The organism is Streptomyces sp. NPDC059695, from assembly GCF_042733785.1.
GTDB lineage: Bacteria > Actinomycetota > Actinomycetes > Streptomycetales > Streptomycetaceae > Streptomyces.
This window is the reverse complement of sequence record NZ_JBHWFF010000043.1, coordinates 1-15,590: the sequence shown is the minus strand read 5'-3', so window position 1 is coordinate 15,590 and position 15,590 is coordinate 1. Positions and strand designations below refer to the sequence as shown.

At 70.6% G+C, this 15,590-nt stretch carries 11 protein-coding genes; 8 read left to right on the top strand and 3 right to left on the bottom strand.

Going from position 1 to position 15,590, the window contains the following annotated elements:
* Window positions 1–126: 126 nt before the first annotated feature.
* A complete protein-coding gene (eccCa, locus tag ACFV2S_RS33720) occupies window positions 127–4,089 on the bottom strand; it encodes a type VII secretion protein EccCa (protein ID WP_385568271.1) in 3,963 nt (1,320 codons plus the stop codon).
* A gap of 225 nt (window positions 4,090–4,314) precedes the next feature.
* Here eccCa and eccD point away from each other — a divergent pair, with 225 nt between their 5' ends.
* From eccD to ACFV2S_RS33690, 6 genes are all read left to right on the top strand, one after another.
* A complete protein-coding gene (gene eccD, locus ACFV2S_RS33715) occupies window positions 4,315–5,790 on the top strand; it encodes a type VII secretion integral membrane protein EccD (RefSeq protein WP_385568267.1) in 1,476 nt (491 codons plus the stop codon).
* Between the two features lie 202 nt (window positions 5,791–5,992).
* On the top strand, window positions 5,993–6,283 hold the full coding sequence (rpsO, locus tag ACFV2S_RS33710; RefSeq protein ID WP_189806146.1) for a 30S ribosomal protein S15: 291 nt from the start codon (window positions 5,993–5,995) through the stop codon (window positions 6,281–6,283).
* Window positions 6,284–6,565: 282 nt separating this feature from the next.
* Complete coding sequence (locus tag ACFV2S_RS33705; protein ID WP_383795822.1) at window positions 6,566–8,785, top strand: polyribonucleotide nucleotidyltransferase; 2,220 nt, start codon at window positions 6,566–6,568, stop codon at window positions 8,783–8,785.
* Complete coding sequence (locus tag ACFV2S_RS33700) at window positions 8,782–10,161, top strand: M16 family metallopeptidase (RefSeq protein ID WP_385568260.1); 1,380 nt, start codon at window positions 8,782–8,784, stop codon at window positions 10,159–10,161. The genes ACFV2S_RS33705 and ACFV2S_RS33700 overlap by 4 nt, the downstream gene beginning before the upstream one ends.
* A 25-nt stretch (window positions 10,162–10,186) precedes the next feature.
* Window positions 10,187–10,939 (top strand): 4-hydroxy-tetrahydrodipicolinate reductase, encoded by a 753-nt coding sequence (gene dapB / locus ACFV2S_RS33695; protein ID WP_385568256.1) that lies wholly within the window; start codon window positions 10,187–10,189, stop codon window positions 10,937–10,939.
* 5 nt (window positions 10,940–10,944) lie between these two features.
* Entirely contained in the window at window positions 10,945–11,397 is a 453-nt protein-coding gene (locus tag ACFV2S_RS33690) for a hypothetical protein (RefSeq protein ID WP_385568252.1), read from the top strand.
* On the opposite strand, the gene ACFV2S_RS33685 is transcribed toward ACFV2S_RS33690, so the two are convergent.
* Both ACFV2S_RS33685 and ACFV2S_RS33680 read right to left on the bottom strand, forming a co-directional pair.
* The gene (locus ACFV2S_RS33685; protein ID WP_385568247.1) at window positions 11,387–11,947 is read right to left on the bottom strand and encodes a hypothetical protein; all 561 of its coding nucleotides are present in this window, start codon (window positions 11,945–11,947) and stop codon (window positions 11,387–11,389) included. The genes ACFV2S_RS33690 and ACFV2S_RS33685 overlap by 11 nt on opposite strands.
* Window positions 11,948–12,001: 54 nt before the next feature.
* The gene (locus ACFV2S_RS33680) at window positions 12,002–12,262 is read right to left on the bottom strand and encodes a hypothetical protein (protein WP_385568244.1); all 261 of its coding nucleotides are present in this window, start codon (window positions 12,260–12,262) and stop codon (window positions 12,002–12,004) included.
* A gap of 337 nt (window positions 12,263–12,599) precedes the next feature.
* Between ACFV2S_RS33680 and dapA the strand changes: the two genes are divergently transcribed.
* Both dapA and ACFV2S_RS33670 read left to right on the top strand, forming a co-directional pair.
* Window positions 12,600–13,499, top strand: coding sequence for a 4-hydroxy-tetrahydrodipicolinate synthase (dapA, locus tag ACFV2S_RS33675; RefSeq protein WP_383800347.1), 900 nt, complete (start codon window positions 12,600–12,602; stop codon window positions 13,497–13,499).
* 100 nt (window positions 13,500–13,599) lie between these two features.
* Window positions 13,600–15,285: a ribonuclease J gene (locus tag ACFV2S_RS33670; protein WP_385568239.1), complete on the top strand. Its 1,686-nt coding sequence runs from the start codon at window positions 13,600–13,602 to the stop codon at window positions 15,283–15,285.
* The last annotated feature ends 305 nt before the right edge of the window (window positions 15,286–15,590 follow it).

Genomic DNA, 15,590 nt, shown 5'->3' with positions numbered 1-15,590 from the left:
GCGGGGGGGGTGGGGGGGGGCGGGTGGGGGGGTGGTGTGCTGGGGCTGGTGGGGGGGGGCGGGCGCGGGCCCCCCCCCCCCCGCGGCGCCCCCCCCCCCCGCTCCGCCCGGGGCTGTTGCGGCAGCTCAGTGCTGCTCGGGCAGCCAGCCCAGCTGCACCAGCGGCGTACCGCGCTTCCGCGAGACGAACGTGCCCCGGCCCGGAGGCATCGGCCGCGCCCGCACGCCACCGAGGATGTCGCCCTCCTGCGGGTCGCCGGAGAGCAGCACGCCCTGCGCGCCCAGCTCCCGGATCCGCTGCATGAACGGCTCGTACATCGCCCGGGAGGCGCCCGCCTGGCTGCGCGCCACGATGAACCGGATGCCGACGTCCCGGGCGAACGGCAGGTTCTCCACCAGGACCGCCAGCGGGTTGCCCGAGTTCGTCGCCACCAGCTCGAAGTCGTCCACCAGGACGAACAGTTGCGGACCCGACCACCAGCTGCGGTCGCGCAGCTGCTGCGGCGTGATGTCGGGCTTCGGCGCCCGCTTCGTCATCACCGTGTTGATGGCGTCCATGTGCATCTGCATGGCCGAGGCCATCGGCGCGTACTCCAGGAGGTGCGAGGGCGCCACCGCCTCCAGCATCGTCCGCCGGTAGTCGCCCACCACGATCCGCGCCTGCTCCGGCGTGTACCGCTCGCACAGCTGCTTGGCGATCAGCCGGAGCAGCGCCGTCTTTCCGGACTCGCTCTCGCCGAAGATCATGAAGAACGGGTCCGACTCGAAGTCGACGAACACCGGCTCCAGGTTCGTCTCGTCGATGCCGATCGCGATGCCGTGCTGCGGGTACTCGAAGCCCTTCGGCAGCTGCTCCGCCGGCAGCCTGCGCGGCAGCAGCCGCACCGCCGGCGCCGGGGCCGCGGTCCAGCTCGCCTTCACGGCCTGCACGAACGCCGACGTGCCGTCCGCCAGGTCGGCCGCGGAGCTCGACCCGTCGATCCGCGGCAGCGCCCCCATGAAGTGCAGCTTCTCCGGCACCTGGCCGCGGCCCGGCACACCGGTCGGCACGTTCGCCGCGACCTTGCGGTCGAACTCGGAGTCCATGACGTCACCGAGCCGCAGCTCCAGCCGGCCCAGCATCTGGTCCTTGAGCGCCGCCCGCACCTCCATGTACCGGGCGGCGGTGATCACCACGTGGATGCCGTAGCCCAGACCGCGGGCCGCGATGTCGGCGACGATCGGCTCCAGCGTGTCGTACTCGTTGCGGAAGCCGCCCCAGCCGTCCACGATCAGGAAGACGTCGCCCCAGGCCTCACCCGGCAGCTCGCCCGCGGCCCGCTTGCGCCGGTAGGTCGCGATCGAGTCGATGGCGTTCGCCCGGAAGAACTCCTCCCGGCGGTTCAGTACGCCCATGACCTCCGCGACCGTCCGGCGCACCCGCTCCGGGTCGAGCCGCGACGCCACCCCGCCGACGTGCGGCAGATCGGCCAGCGAGACCATGCCGCCGCCACCGAAGTCCAGGCAGTAGAACTGCACTTCGGCCGGGGTGTGGGTGAGCGCGAACGACGAGACGAGCGTGCGCATCATCGTCGACTTGCCCGACTGCGGACCGCCGACCACCATCATGTGACCGGCCGCGCCCGAGAAGTCCCGGTACAGCACCTCGCGCCGCTGCTCGAACGGCTTGTCGATGAGACCGAGCGGCACCGTGAGCCCGCCCTGACGCGTGTACTCCGTCGACGTGAGACCCCGGTCCGCCGTCTGCGCGAGCCCCGGCAGCAGCTGGTCCAGCGAGGGCGCCTGGTCGAGCGGCGGCAGCCACACCTGGTGCGCCGGCACCCCCTGGCCCTCCAGCCGCCGCACGATCACGTCGAGGACCGTGTCCGCGAGCGCGTCGTCCTCCTCGGCGCGCTGAGCCGTCAGGTACGCCGGGTCCGGCGCCGCGTACACCACCGGCACCGGCGCCGCCGTGAACACCGCGGGCCGGCGCTCCACCGGAAGCTGCCCGATCTCCAGACGCGGCCCGCCCGTCCGGTACGTCCCCGAGACGTACGCCGCCTTGAAGCGGGTCATCTCGTCCGTACCGAACTTCAGATAGCCCGAACCCGGCACCGACGGCAGGTGGTACGCGTCCGGCACACCGATCGCCGTCCGCGACTCCGCAGCCGAGAAGGTCCGCAGACCGATCCGGTACGAGAGGTAGGTGTCCAGCCCGCGCAGCTTGCCCTCCTCAAGGCGCTGCGAGGCCAGCAGCAGGTGCACGCCGAGCGACCGGCCGATGCGGCCGATCTGGATGAACATGTCGATGAAGTCGGGCTTGGCGGTGAGGAGCTCGGAGAACTCGTCGATCACCAGCACCAGCGAGGCCAGCGGCTCCAGCGGGGCACCCGCCGCGCGCGCCTTCTCGTAGTCGTGGATGTTCGCGTAGTTGCCCGCGGAGCGCAGCAGCTCCTGGCGCCGCTGGAGCTCGCCGCGGATCGCGTCCCCCATGCGGTCGACGAGCGTCAGGTCGTCGGCGAGGTTCGTGATGACCGCCGCCACGTGCGGCATCTGCGACATGCCCGCGAAGGTCGCGCCGCCCTTGAAGTCCGCGAGGACGAAGTTCAGCGTCTCCGAGGAGTGCGTCACCGCGAGACCGAGCACCAGCGTGCGCAGCAGCTCCGACTTGCCGGAACCCGTCGCGCCGACGCACAGACCGTGCGGGCCCATGCCCTCCTGCGCCGCCTCCTTCAGGTCCAGCATGACCGGCGCGCCGTCCTCGCCGACACCGATCGGCACCCGGAGCCGCTCGGCCACCGAGCGGGGCCGCCAGGTCCGCGTCACGTCCACCGAGGCGGCGTCGCCCAGGTTCAGCAGGTCCGTGAAGTCCAGGTTTGCGAGCAGCGGCTCGTCGTCGTCCCCGCCGCCCATCCGCAGCGGCGCCAGCTGCCGGGCCAGCGCCTCGGCGGCCGGCAGCGAGATGCCGTCCGGCAGCCCCTCGTACGCGAATCCGCCGCCCGACTCCAGGCGCAGCCGGCCCGGCCGCACCACGACCGAGAGGCCACCGCGCGGCTCGTCCAGCTCACCGGAGACGACCTCCACGATCGTCACGCCCTGCAGGCCCTCGGGCGCCGCGAGCAGCGAGTCGGGCGGCACCATCCCGCCGTCGAGGACGACCACCACGTGCGGCTGGTCGAGCACCGGCTGGCTCTCCCGGGAGAAGCGCGTCCGCCCGTCCAGCTTCGAACGGACCAGGTTCTCCAGCTCACTGAGGTCGTCGCCGAACAGGCGCTTCGTGCCCGCCCCGTCGTAGCTGTTGGGCTGCCCCGACACCTGCGTGTGCGGCAGCCACTTCGTCCAGTCCCAGCGCTCCTGCGCCGGCCGCGACGCCACCACCGCGAGCATCAGGTCGTCGGGGGAGTGGAGCGTCACCAGCTGCGACACCAGCGCGCGCGCCGCGGCCTGCGCCGACTCCGGATCGCCCGACACCGTCACGTGGTAGAACGCCCGCATCGAGACCGCCATCGGCAGCCCGTCCAACGTGCCGTGCACCGCGAGGAACTGCTGCATCGCACCCGCGCACAGCGGCTCCAGCTCGTCCACCGGAGCCGTGTCCGGCGCCACCAGCGGCGTCGCCAACTGCTGCGCCCCGAGCCCGATCCGCGCCTGCCCGAAGTCGTGGTCGCCGACCCGGCGCTCCCACACCCGGGAACCCTCGGCCACCACCGACCACAGCTGCTCGGGGGACGGGTGCAGATAGAGCTGGGCGTCCCGCTGCTTGCGGGCCGTGCGCCGCACCGTACGCCGCGTCTGCGCGAGGTATTTGAGGTAGTCGCGGCGGACATCGGCCATTTGCCCCTGCGTACCGCGACGGAATCTCACGAACTGCGCGACGGCCATCGCGACCGTCGACGCGAGCATCAGCGTGCCCATGATCCGCATGATCGGCGAGGGCGTCATGAAGAAGAAGACGACCGAAGAACCCATGCCGAGCATCGGCAGGAGCTGCATCAACGCCGACTCCTGCTGTCCCCGCGGAAGTTCCGGCGGAGACTCCAGGACCAGTTCCTCACCGGGCACTTCCGGAGGAAGTGACCTCGGAGGTCGTTTGACGACGATCTGGCTCACCGGCGCATCAATCCCTCGTTGGAGGCGGGCTCGTGGCGGGAGCATCCGCGCTCGGCCCCTGCCGGCAGCCGAGCGCGCGGACTTCCCCCGTGGGACGGCGATCCTACTTGCAGCCCCCACCGGCCGTCCCCGGTAGGGTGGCGCGCGCATCGTGCGCAACCGCGAATCAGAACGCGCAACCGCGAACCAGAACGGGCGCAACCGCGAACCAGGGGGTCCACACACGTGAGTACGACCGCAGCGACCGGCTTCTGCCGCGTCACCGTCGTGGCGCCGGACAGCCGCATCGACGTCGCGCTCCCCGAGGACATCGCCGTCGCCGACGTCTACCCGGAGATCCTGCGCCTCACCGGCCAGACCCAGGCGCCCGGCACCCCGACCGGCTACCACCTGGTCCGCCGCGACGGATCCGTCCTCGACGGCGCCCGCACCCTCGCCGCCCAGCAGGTCCTCGACGGCGAGGTGCTCTCCCTGCGCCCCTTCGCCCAGTCGCTCCCGCCGGCGGTCTACGACGACGTCTCCGACGCCGTCGCCTCCGCCGTCACCCGCGACCGGCACCTGTGGAGCGACGAGCTGCTGCGCGGCGCCGGACTCGTCGGAGGCGTGCTGCTCCTCGTCCTCATGGGCTTCGTCCTCTGGTTCGCCGACCCGGTCCGCCACGACATGCACAGCCTCCCCGGGATCATCGCGGGCGCCGCCGGCTTCCTCCTCACCGCCTTCGCCGGCGTCCGCGCCCGCGTCTACGCGGACCGGGCGACCGCCGTCGCCCTCGGCCTCGGCGCACTGCCGCTGCTCCTCATCGCCGGCTCCGGGATCATCGCGCCCGACGCCGGCGAGGGCCCCGGCCGCCTGCAGTTCCTGCTCGGCAGCGTCACCGTCCTCGTCGCCTCCGTTGCCCTCGTCGCGCTCACCCCCAGCGGCGACGCCCCCTTCGTGGCCGCCACCTTCCTCGCCGGAGTCGGCACCCTCGCCACCTTCGTGGCGATCCTCACCGAGGGCTCCGCCACCGAGACGGCCGCCGCCTGCGCGCCCGTCGCCATCGGCCTCGTCGCCTTCCTGCCCGGCCTCTCCGCCCGGTTCGCCCGCCTCCCCATCGGCTACGCCGCCCCGCGCAGCGCCGCCGACGACGAGTTCTCCGCCGACCCGCAGCAGGGCGGCGAGGAGGCGCAGCCCGTCGACGGCGAGCGCATCGCGCTCCAGGCCCGCCGCGGCCACGAGATGCTCCTCGGCCTCGTCGGCGGCTGCGCGGCCGTCGTCGTCGGATCCGCCGCCGTGCTCGGCTTCGCCGGAAACGTCTGGGGGCAGTTCCTCGCCCTCGCCGCCGGCCTCGCGATGCTGCTGCGCGCCCGCCTCTTCCGGTACACCTCGCAGGTCGCCTGCGTCCTCGTCGCCGGCCTCGCCGCCATCGCGCTCCTCGTCCTCGGCCTCTCCCTCAACCCGCCGGCCGACCTGGTCAGGGAACTCCTCATGTACGGGGACCGCGGCGGCCTCGACATCCGGACGATCTGGCTCACCGCCGCCGTCGCCGCCGGCGCCGCCCTGATCACCGCGATCGGCCTGATCATCCCGAGGAAGGGACTCTCCCCCTTCTGGGGCCGCCTCCTCGACCTGGCCGAGGGCTTCGTCCTGCTCTCCCTGGTCCCGCTGGCCCTCGCCGTCCTCGACGTCTTCACCTCGGTCCGCGCGTTGACCAGCAAGTAAGGAAAGCGATACGGGGGCGCTCCGGCGAGCTGGTACGCTGTGTGACGGCCGTTTGTGTACGCGCTCCCGGAAAGCACCCGAGATCACTCGGACGCCTCTGGAAGCTGCGCCCATCGGACCTTCGCCCGTCGAGTCACGGAAGCTTCCCCTGAGATCAAGACCAGGGGCACTCACGGGCGCACGAACCAACGAGGAGAACCGCGTGGCTCTCGACGCCGCTGTCAAGAAGCAGATCTTTGCCGAGTTCGGCACCAAGGAGGGCGACACCGGCTCTCCCGAGGTCCAGGTCGCGATGCTGTCCCGCCGCATCTCGGACCTGACCGAGCACCTCAAGCAGCACAAGCACGACCACCACTCCCGTCGTGGTCTGCTGATCCTGGTCGGCCAGCGCCGCCGCCTGCTGCAGTACCTGGCCAAGAAGGACATCCAGCGCTTCCGTACGCTGGTCGACCGCCTCGGCATCCGCCGCGGTGCGGCCGGCGGCGCCAAGTAAGACGCCAGGAAGGGAGCGGTTCCCACTTTCAGGGGGCCGCTCCCTTTGCCGTACGTGCACAAAGTGCGCATCGGCACTTAGTCTGGTCGCACAACCCCATACGACGAGCGTGACCCCGCCGGCCAGCCGCCGGTCCTCGGTAGTGGCCCCCGGAAGCGAATACCCGGGTGCTTCGATCGAAGACCGGCCCGCACCCTGGGCGAGCTCTCCGCCGCCGTCGCACACCGTCCCCGGCCACACGGGCCGAAGGACGCAAAGACGAACACGTAGGAGAAACCCATAGTGGAGAACGAGACCCACTACGCCGAGGCCGTCATCGACAACGGCGCCTTCGGTACCCGCACCATCCGCTTCGAGACCGGCCGTCTGGCCAAGCAGGCCGCCGGCTCCGCCGTCGCCTACCTGGACGACGACACGATGGTCCTCTCCGCGACCACCGCCTCGAAGCGCCCCAAGGACCAGCTCGACTTCTTCCCCCTGACGGTGGACGTCGAGGAGCGGCAGTACGCGGCCGGCAAGATCCCCGGCTCCTTCTTCCGCCGTGAGGGCCGCCCCTCCGAGGACGCGATCCTCACCTGTCGTCTGATCGACCGCCCGCTGCGCCCCTCCTTCAAGAAGGGCCTGCGCAACGAGATCCAGATCGTCGAGACGATCATGGCGCTCAACCCCGACCACCTGTACGACGTGGTCGCGATCAACGCCGCCTCCGCGTCGACGATCCTGGCGGGCCTGCCTTTCTCCGGCCCCATCGGCGCCACCCGCGTCGCCCTGATCAAGGGCCAGTGGGTCGCCTTCCCGACGCACACCGAGCTCGAGGACGCCGTCTTCGACATGGTGGTCGCCGGTCGCGTCCTGGAGGACGGCGACGTCGCGATCATGATGGTCGAGGCCGAGGCCACCGAGAAGACGATCGAGCTCGTCAAGGGCGGCGCCGAGGCGCCGACCGAGGAGGTCGTCGCCGCCGGTCTCGAGGCCGCGAAGCCCTTCATCAAGGTCCTCTGCAAGGCCCAGTCGGACCTCGCCGCCAAGGCCGCCAAGCCCACCGGCGAGTTCCCGGTCTTCCTGGACTACCAGGACGACGTCCTGGAGGCGCTCACCGCCGCCGTGAAGGGTGAGCTCACCAAGGCGCTCACCATCGCCGGCAAGCAGGAGCGCGAGGCCGAGCTCGACCGCATCAAGGAGATCGCCGCCGAGAAGCTCCTCCCGGCCTTCGAGGGCCGCGAGAAGGAGATCGGCGGTGCGTACCGCGCGCTGACCAAGAAGCTGGTCCGCGAGCGCGTCATCAAGGACAAGGTCCGCATCGACGGCCGTGGCCTCACGGACATCCGTACGCTCGCGGCCGAGGTCGAGGCCATCCCGCGCGTGCACGGCTCGGCGCTGTTCGAGCGTGGCGAGACCCAGATCCTGGGCGTCACCACCCTCAACATGCTCCGCATGGAGCAGCAGCTGGACACCCTCTCCCCGGTGACCCGCAAGCGCTACATGCACAACTACAACTTCCCGCCGTACTCCGTCGGCGAGACCGGCCGCGTGGGCTCGCCCAAGCGCCGCGAGATCGGCCACGGCGCCCTCGCCGAGCGCGCCATCGTGCCGGTCCTCCCGTCCCGCGAGGAGTTCCCCTACGCGATCCGTCAGGTGTCCGAGGCCCTCGGCTCCAACGGCTCGACGTCGATGGGCTCGGTCTGCGCCTCCACCATGTCGCTGCTGAACGCCGGTGTGCCGCTCAAGGCCGCCGTCGCCGGTATCGCCATGGGCCTGATCTCCGAGGAGATCGAGGGCCAGACGCACTACGTCGCCCTCACCGACATCCTCGGTGCGGAGGACGCCTTCGGCGACATGGACTTCAAGGTCGCCGGTACGAAGGAGTTCGTCACCGCCCTCCAGCTCGACACCAAGCTGGACGGCATCCCGGCCTCCGTCCTGGCCGCGGCCCTCAAGCAGGCCCGCGACGCCCGCCTCCACATCCTCGACGTGATGATGGAAGCGATCGACACGCCGGACGAGATGTCCCCGAACGCCCCGCGGATCATCACCGTCAAGATCCCCGTGGACAAGATCGGTGAGGTCATCGGCCCCAAGGGCAAGATGATCAACCAGATCCAGGAGGACACCGGCGCCGACATCACGATCGAGGACGACGGCACCATCTACATCGGTGCCGCCCAGGGCTCGCAGGCCGAGGCCGCCCGCGCCACGATCAACGGCATCGCCAACCCGACCATGCCGGAGGTCGGCGAGCGCTACCTGGGTACGGTCGTCAAGACCACCACCTTCGGTGCCTTCGTCTCCCTGATGCCCGGCAAGGACGGCCTGCTGCACATCTCGCAGATCCGCAAGCTCGCCGGTGGCAAGCGCGTGGAGAACGTCGAGGACGTGCTCGCGATCGGCGCGAAGGTCCAGGTCGAGATCGCCGAGATCGACCAGCGCGGCAAGCTCTCCCTCGTCCCCGTCATGGCGGACGAGGACGCTGCCGAGGGTGACAAGGACGACGCTGCCAAGTGACGTCCCGTAGTTCCCGCGCGACGGCCCGCCCCTCCTCGGAGGGGCGGGCCGTCGCCCGTACCCAAACGCTTCTCCCGGGCAAGGACGGCATCGGCACGGTCCGCCGCACGACCCTCCCCGGCGGCCTCCGGATCGTCACCGAGACCCTCCCCTCCGTGCGCTCCGCCACCTTCGGCATCTGGGCGCACGTCGGCTCCCGCGACGAGACCCCGACGCTCAACGGCGCGACCCACTACCTGGAGCACCTCCTCTTCAAGGGCACCCGCAAGCGGTCCGCCCTCGACATCTCCGCCGCGATCGACGCGGTCGGCGGCGAGATGAACGCCTTCACGGCGAAGGAGTACACCTGCTACTACGCACGGGTCCTCGACACCGACCTGCCGCTGGCGATCGACGTCGTCTGCGACATGCTCACGGACTCGCTCATCCTCGACGAGGACGTGGACGCCGAGCGCGGTGTCATCCTCGAAGAGATCGCGATGACCGAGGACGACCCCGGTGACGTCGTGCACGAGCTGTTCGCCCGGACGATGTTCGGCGACACCCCGCTGGGCCGCCCGGTCCTCGGCACCGTCGACACGATCAACGCGCTCAGCCGAGGCCAGATCGCCCGCTTCTACAAGAAGCACTACGACCCGACCCACCTGGTCGTCGCCGCCGCGGGCAACGTCGACCACGCCACGGTGGTGCGCCAGGTCCGCCGCGCCTTCGAGAAGGCCGGCGCCCTCAGCCGTACCGACGCCGTCCCCGTCGCCCCCCGCGACGGACTGCGCACCCTGCGCGCGGCGGGCCGCGTCGAGCTCCTGAACCGCAAGACCGAGCAGGCCCACGTGGTCCTCGGCATGCCAGGCCTGGCCCGCACCGACGAGCGCCGCTGGGCCCTCGGCGTGCTGAACACGGCCCTCGGCGGCGGCATGTCCTCCCGCCTCTTCCAGGAGGTCCGCGAGAAGCGCGGCCTGGCCTACAGCGTGTACTCGTACACCTCGGGCTTCGCCGACTGCGGCCTCTTCGGGGTGTACGCGGGCTGCCGTCCCGGCCAGGTCCACGACGTCCTGAAGATCTGCCGCGACGAGCTCGACAAGGTCGCCTCCGACGGCCTCACGGACGAGGAGATCACCCGCGCCGTCGGGCAGCTCTCCGGCTCGACCGTGCTCGGTCTGGAGGACACCGGCGCGCTGATGAACCGCATCGGCAAGAGCGAGCTGTGCTGGGGCACCCAGATGTCGGTCGACGACATGCTCACCCGCATCGCGCAGGTCACCCCGGACGACGTCCGCGAGGTCGCCCGCGATGTACTGGAGCAGCGGCCCTCGCTCTCGGTGATCGGCCCGCTGAAGGACAAGCAGGCGGACCGCCTCCACCACGCGGTCGCCTGACCGACACGTTCCCTAAGGAAGAGCAATGAGCAAGCTGCGCGTCGCGGTCCTCGGAGCCGGGGGCCGCATCGGCTCCGAGGCCGTCAGGGCCGTCGAGGCCGCCGAGGACATGGAACTGGTCGCGGCCCTCGGCCGCGGCGACGACCTGGAGACCCTCACCGAGACGGGCGCCCAGGTCGTCGTCGAGCTGACCACCCCGGCCTCCGTGATGGACAACCTCGACTTCTGCGTGCGCCATGGCATCCACGCGGTCGTCGGCACGACCGGCTGGACCGAGGACCGCCTCGCGCAGCTGAAGGGCTGGCTCGCCGCCTCCCCGGAGACCGGCGTCCTCATCGCGCCGAACTTCTCCATCGGCGCGGTCCTCACCATGAAGTTCGCGCAGATCGCGGCCCCGTACTTCGAGTCGGTCGAGGTCGTCGAACTGCACCACCCGAACAAGGTCGACGCGCCGTCCGGCACGGCCACCCGCACCGCCCAGCTCATCGCCGAGGCCCGGTCGAAGGCAGGCTGCGCCCCGCAGCCCGACGCCACGACCACCGCCCTCGACGGGGCGCGCGGCGCGGACGTGGACGGCGTCCCCGTGCACGCCGTACGCCTCCGGGGCCTGCTCGCCCACCAGGAGGTGCTGCTCGGCGGCGAGGGCGAGACCCTCACCGTCCGGCACGACTCCCTGCACCACTCCAGCTTCATGCCGGGCATCCTCCTGGGCGCCCGCCGCGTGACCACCGCTCCGGGCCTCACCTTCGGCCTGGAGCACTTCCTGGACCTGGGCTGACGGTCATGGGCGGAAAGATCACGTACGTCTTCCTCGCCACCGTGCTGGTGCTCGTCTTCGGCGTGGTGGCGATGGAGGGCGTCCTGCTCCTCCTCACGGGCGAGCCGGCCGCCATGGGCATGGGCGCGGTGGCGTTCCTGCTGCCCGCCGTCGGCGGCTGGTTCCTCTGGAAGAACACCAGCTTCGCGCGCCGGGCCAACCGCCTGGCCGCGGAGCTGGAGGCCGAGGGCGGCCTGCCCGTCGACGAGCTGCAGCGCACCGAGGGCGGCCGGATCCTCCGGGATTCGGCCGACGAGGTCTTCGCCCGGCGCAAGGCCGAGACGGAGGACTCGCCCGAGGACTGGCGCTGCTGGTTCCGGCTCGCGGTGGCCTACCACGACGCGCGGGACACCCCCCGGGCGCGCAAGGCCATGCAGCGGGCCATCGCGCTCCACGAGGGGCGTGCGGTCAGCGCGTAGCGACCGGGGCCGTGCCGTACTCGGCGTTCCAGGCCTCGACGGTGTCGGCCGCCCGGTCGAAGGCCTCGACGCGGGAGAGGAAGTCCGCGTTGTGGTCGGTGAGCAGCAGCAGCTGCTCACCGCCGCGGCGGTCGAGCACCAGGGCCTGGCCCTGCACGGTACGGGGGAGTCCCAGCCAGCGCACGGGCTGCTGGACGGTGCGTACGGAGGCGACCTTCGCCCAGGGCACGGTGACGGTCGAGAGGAAGCCCACGCGCCGCAGGCCGGCCCGGCTCACCCAGGTGCCCACGCGCAGCATCCGCAGGGCGGAGGCGATCACGAGCGAGGCGATGCCGAAGGTGACGCCCGCGCCGCCGAAGGCGCCTGCCACCGCGATGATCACGGCGGCGAGCAGGACGAAGGAGGCGAGCAGCAGCGCGAGCGCCGCCGTCCCCACCCGCCACGACCCCGGCCGGTACGGTCGGCGCCACTGATCGTGGTCGTCGAACGGCAGGGCGACGTGGTCGGTCGTGTCGAAAGCACGGTCGGCCGTCAGGAAGGGCAGGGGCACGACAGGTCCTCACTCATAAGCACGCTCGAAGGGGCAGTGCCCGGTGAGGCTACCTCAGCGGTTGTCGGAGGCCTCGGACTGCTGCTGACGCGGGCCCGAGTCACCCGACTGGAGCGAGGGCATCCCGAAGATGAGGGACCCGGCGAGGCCGGCCACGACGGTCAGCCCGAGCAGGGTGCGGCCCACGATCTGCGAGGCGCTGAGGCGCTCCCGGGGCGGTGGAGTGACGTTACTGCGGAAGTGGTCGGCCTCCGCGACGAACGCGAACGGCACGGTCTCTCGCCTGGGGGTACCCCCGGACGGAGTCTGAAACATCAGAGCCACTCTCCTTCTTCGGCGTCATGCGTCACAGGTAGAGACGACGGAACCGACGTTTTGGTGCCCTTTTTCATCAAAGCGGCCGAATCTCATCCTCCGGGAGGCCCCTCTCGACGCGGGCGGAGCCCGGTGTTGGACGACTGTGCAGTCTCCTGCGGCACACATGTCCGAACGCACGATGCGAAGTGTCCGTATTGCGACGTTTCACGAAGTTCATCTAGGCTGATCAAACGGACCCGGCGCTGCCTGAACCCCCGAGCAGGCAGCGCCGGGCTCCCTTTCTCCTGTCCCCCTAGGGGACACCCGGCGCTGAGCAGCGAGTAGCGTGTTACCCATGGCTCCGATCTCCACTCCGCAGACCCCCTTCGGGCGGGTCCTCACCGCCATGGTCACGCCCTTCACGGCGGACGGCGCACTCGACCTCGACGGCGCCCAGCGACTCGCCAGCCACCTGGTGGACGCGGGCAACGACGGCCTCGTCATCAACGGCACCACCGGCGAGTCCCCGACCACCAGCGACGCGGAGAAATCGGACCTCGTACGAGCCGTACTGGAGGCGGTCGGCGACCGCGCCCACGTCGTCGCCGGCATCGGCACCAACGACACCCACCACTCCATCGAGCTGGCCCGCACGGCCGAGCGCGACGGCGCCCACGGCCTCCTCGCCGTGACGCCCTACTACAACAAGCCCCCGCAGGAGGGCCTGTACCGGCACTTCTCGGCCATCGCCGACGCCACCGGCCTCCCCGTGATGCTCTACGACATCCCCGGCCGCAGCGGCGTCCCGATCGACACCGAGACGATCGTCCGCCTCGCCGAGCACCCGCGCATCGTCGCCAACAAGGACGCCAAGGGCGACCTCGGCCGCGCCAGCTGGGCCATCGCCCGCTCCGGCCTCGCCTGGTACTCCGGCGACGACATGCTCAACCTGCCGCTGCTCTCCGTCGGCGCCTGCGGCTTCGTCTCCGTCGTCGGCCACCTCGTCACCCCGGAGCTCCGCGCCCTCCTCGACGCCCACCTCGGCGGCGAGGTCCAGAAGGCCACGGAGATCCACCAGAAGCTGCTCCCGGTCTACACCGGCATGTTCCGCACCCAGGGCGTCATGACCACCAAGGCCGCCCTGGCGCTCCAGGGTCTCCCGGCCGGCCCGCTCCGACCGCCGCTCGTCGAGCTCTCCGCGCAGGAGACCGAGCAGCTCAAGGTCGACCTGGCCGCCGGCGGGGTAGAACTCTGACAACAGACTTCACAACTGAACACTGACAACAGCAAGTGCACGATTGTCATGCGCGCCACGTGCCCGACCGGTACGTGGCGCGCATGGTGAGGAGAGTCTTTTGAGTCATCCGCATCCTGAACTCGGCGCCCCGCCGAAGCTGGCCAAGGGCGCCCTGCGCGTCATCCCGCTCGGCGGCCTCGGTGAGATCGGCCGGAACATGACGGTCTTCGAGTTCGACGGCCGTCTGCTCATCGTCGACTGCGGCGTCCTCTTCCCCGAGGAGGAGCAGCCCGGCGTCGACCTGATCCTGCCGGACTTCACCATCATCCGGGACCGCCTCGACGACATCGAGGGCATCGTGCTCACGCACGGCCACGAGGACCACATCGGTGCCGTCCCCTACCTGCTCCGGCTGAAGCCGGACATCCCGCTCATCGGCTCCAAGCTGACCCTCGCGCTGATCGAGGCGAAGCTCCAGGAGCACCGCATCCGCCCCTACACCCTCGAGGTGAAGGAGGGCGACCACGAGACGCTCGGCCCCTTCGACTGCGAGTTCATCGCGGTCAACCACTCCATCCCGGACGCCCTGGCCGTCGCCATCCGCACCCCCGCGGGCATGGCCGTCGCCACCGGTGACTTCAAGATGGACCAGCTTCCGATGGACGGCCGGCTCACCGACCTCCACGCGTTCGCGCGGCTGAGCGAGGAGGGCATCGACCTCCTCCTCTCCGACTCCACGAACGCCGAGGTCCCGGGCTTCGTCCCGCCGGAGCGGGACATCTCGAACGTCCTGCGGAACGTCTTCGCGAACGCCCCGAAGCGCATCATCGTGGCCAGCTTCGCCAGCCACGTGCACCGCATCCAGCAGATCATCGACGCCGCCCACGAGTACGGCCGCAGGGTCGCCTTCGTCGGCCGCTCGATGGTCCGCAACATGGGCATCGCCCGCGACCTGGGCTACCTCCGGGTCCCGGCCGGTCTCGTCGTGGACGTGAAGACCCTCGACGACCTGCCGGACGACGAGGTCGTGCTGGTCTGCACGGGTTCCCAGGGCGAGCCCATGGCGGCCCTGTCCCGCATGGCCAACCGCGACCACCAGATCCGGATCGTCCCCGGCGACACGGTGATCCTCGCGTCCTCACTGATCCCGGGCAACGAGAACGCGGTCTACCGGGTGATCAACGGCCTGACCCGCTGGGGCGCGAACGTGGTCCACAAGGGCAACGCCAAGGTCCACGTCTCGGGCCACGCCTCGGCCGGCGAGCTGCTGTACTTCTACAACATCTGCAAGCCGAAGAACCTCATGCCGGTCCACGGCGAATGGCGCCACCTGCGCGCCAACGCCGAGCTCGGCGCGATGACGGGCATCCCGAAGGACCACATCGTCATCGCCGAGGACGGCGTCGTCGTCGACCTGGTCGACGGCCGCGCCCGCATCACCGGCAAGGTCCAGGCGGGCTACGTGTACGTGGACGGCCTCTCGGTCGGCGACGTCACCGAGACCTCCCTCAAGGACCGCCGGATCCTCGGCGAGGAGGGCATCATCTCGGTCTTCGTGGTGGTGGACTCCTCGACCGGCAAGATCACGGCCGGCCCGCACATCCACGCCCGTGGCTCCGGGATCGACGACTCCGCGTTCGACGCGGTGATCCCGAAGATCGACCAGGCCATCAACAGGTCGGCCCAGGACGGTGTCCTCGAACCCCACCAGCTCCAGCAGCTGATCCGCCGCTCCGTCGGCAAGTGGGTCTCCGACACCTACCGTCGGCGCCCGATGATCCTCCCGGTCGTCGTGGAGGTCTGACCAGCGCGTCACCGGAGCGGGGCCCCTCGATTTGCATCGGGGCGCCCCGCTCCAGTACGTTTACGGCTCCGCCAGATCGGGAAGCCCCCGGCGCCGCTGTGTGCCAGGAGGATGAACCGGGAGGCGGGAAATCCGACTCAGAACTTCTGATAAAGTCGGAAAGCGCCGGAAGGCCCCGAAGAAACAATAATTCGGGACCGGAAAGCACCGAGGAAATCGGATCGGAAAGATCTGATAGAGTCGGAAACGAAGGAAGCGCCCGGAGGGCCTGGAAACAGGAACGAAGGAAGCGTCCGCACCTTGAG

Excerpts from the sequence above, each read along its gene's own strand:
- dapB (WP_385568256.1), top strand. The coding sequence starts at position 10,187 with ATGAGCAAGCTGCGCGTCGCGGTCCTCGGAGCCGGGGGCCGCATCGGC.
- ACFV2S_RS33690 (WP_385568252.1), top strand. The coding sequence starts at position 10,945 with ATGGGCGGAAAGATCACGTACGTCTTCCTCGCCACCGTGCTGGTGCTC.
- ACFV2S_RS33680 (WP_385568244.1), bottom strand. The coding sequence starts at position 12,262 with ATGTTTCAGACTCCGTCCGGGGGTACCCCCAGGCGAGAGACCGTGCCG.
- dapA (WP_383800347.1), top strand. The coding sequence starts at position 12,600 with ATGGCTCCGATCTCCACTCCGCAGACCCCCTTCGGGCGGGTCCTCACC.